This is a genomic window from Mesorhizobium sp. M7A.F.Ca.CA.003.01.2.1, assembly GCF_003998945.1.
In the GTDB taxonomy this organism is placed as follows: domain Bacteria; phylum Pseudomonadota; class Alphaproteobacteria; order Rhizobiales; family Rhizobiaceae; genus Mesorhizobium; species Mesorhizobium ciceri.
Window position 1 is genome coordinate 1 of sequence record NZ_RZRA01001007.1, and the last position, 1,927, is coordinate 1,927.

Here is a 1,927-nt window from a genome sequence, read left to right on the forward strand (position 1 = left end):
GCTTTACTTGTTCGGTCGCGACGAAGCCGTGCGGCTTCTGCGCGCCGGCTGAGCCAGGGCGGCAACCGAAGGGTTGGCGAGCATCCCTTCGATCGGCTCGCCATTCACGACAACCATTTGCTTTACTTCGGGCGCCACCAGACCGGCGGAGACGATCAGCTTGGCGCCATCCTCGATCGTCATGTCGAGCGGCACGATGTCCGACTTCGGCACATACATCAGGAAGCCCGTGGTCGGGTTTGGCGTGCACGGCATGAATACGGCGATCAGCGGATCGCCTTCCTGGTCGAGCTTCTGGTTGATCTCGGTTTCCTTTTCACTGGCGACGAACACCAGCGACCACACGCCCTTGCGCGGATATTCGACCAGCCCGACCTGGCGGAACATGTCACCCTTGTTCGACAGCACGGTCTCGAAAATCTGTTTCAGCGAGCCGTAGATGCCGCGCACCAGCGGCATGCGGCCAAGCAGGCGCTCGCCGAAATTGACGATGGCGCGGCCGACGATGTTTGCCGTCAGGAAACCGATCAGCGTGATCAGGATAAGCGCCACGATCAGTCCGAACCCCGGCACCGGAAACGACAGGTAGGTGTCAGGGCTGTAGCGGGCCGGAATATAAGGCTTCACCCAGGAATCGACCCAGCCGATGAACGACCAGGCAATGTAGGCGGTGATCGCCAAGGGCGCGCAGACGATGAAGCCCGTGAGGAAATAGTTCCTCAGCCGGGTCATGCCGGAGGTCTTGGGAGCGTCGGACATGGTTCACCGGAGCGCGGGTTGCAGCGCAACATTAGTGAACCGGACGAAGCTTTGGAACTGCGAAGTTTTTAAAGAGCCGATTATGCCGCTACTTCCAACGGCTCAATCTTCTCGAGCTCCGGCGCCAGCTTTCTGGCTTCGGTTTCAAGCTCATAGGCCTGTTGAAAATTCATCCAGAATTCGGGCGTGGTGTTGAAAAATCTGGCGAGGCGAAGAGCGGTATCGGGAGTCAGGCCGATCTCTTCCTTGGCAATGCGTTCGATACGGGTGCGCGGAAGGTTGAGCTTTTTCGCCAGCGCGCCTGCACTCATGCCGAGCGGGACGAGATATTCTTCACGCAGGAATTCTCCAGGATGAACTGGACGTGCGAACTTCGATGCCATTCGGCCCAACCTCCGGTCTGGAAGGCAAAACCTATTCCACCGTCACCGATTTCGCCAGATTGCGTGGCTGGTCGACGTCGGTGCCCATGAACACGGCGGTGAAATAGGCCAGCATCTGGATCGGCAGCGCATAGATGATCGGCGAGATGATTTCGGGCACATCCGGCAGCACGATTGTTTCCATCGTCTTCACGCTCACCTGCGCCGCGCCCTTGCTGTCGGTGATCAGGATGATCTTGCCGCCGCGCGCCGCCACTTCCTGCATGTTGGAAACGGTTTTCTCGAAGATCCGGTCATGCGGCGCGATGACGATGACAGGCATGTTCTCGTCGATCAGCGCGATCGGCCCATGCTTCAGTTCGCCGGCTGCATAGCCTTCGGCGTGGATGTAGGAGATTTCCTTGAGTTTCAACGCGCCTTCCATGGCCAGCGGGAAATTGGTGTCGCGGCCGAGATAGAGCACGTCCTTGTAGCGCGAGAGTTCGCGCGCGATCCGCTCGATCTGCTCTTCAAGCTTGAGCACCTGGTTGGCGTAGCGCGGCGCTTCCGAAAGCGCGCGCACCAGGGTTTTCTCCTGTTCCTTCGAAATCATACCGCGCGCCACGCCGGCGCGCACCGCAAGCGCGGCCAGCACGGAAAGCTGGCAGGTGAAGGCCTTGGTCGAGGCGACGCCGATCTCGGGTCCGGCAAGCGTCGGCAGCACGACGTCGGATTCGCGCGCCATGGTCGATTCGCGCACATTGACGATCGCGCCGATCTTCATGCCGGCTTTGCGGCAATAACGC

At 60.0% G+C, this 1,927-nt stretch carries 3 protein-coding genes; all 3 read right to left on the reverse strand.

Going from position 1 to position 1,927, the window contains the following annotated elements:
- Window positions 1–3: 3 nt before the first annotated feature.
- Window positions 4–759 (reverse strand): DUF502 domain-containing protein, encoded by a 756-nt coding sequence (locus EN969_RS28905; RefSeq protein WP_024503567.1) that lies wholly within the window; start codon window positions 757–759, stop codon window positions 4–6.
- Window positions 760–839: 80 nt separating this feature from the next.
- Entirely contained in the window at window positions 840–1,142 is a 303-nt protein-coding gene (locus EN969_RS28910; protein ID WP_027161478.1) for a HigA family addiction module antitoxin, read from the reverse strand.
- 31 nt (window positions 1,143–1,173) lie between these two features.
- Window positions 1,174–1,927, reverse strand: a 754-nt coding sequence (locus tag EN969_RS28915) for an SIS domain-containing protein (protein ID WP_127419617.1), incomplete at its 5' end; no start/stop codon positions are given.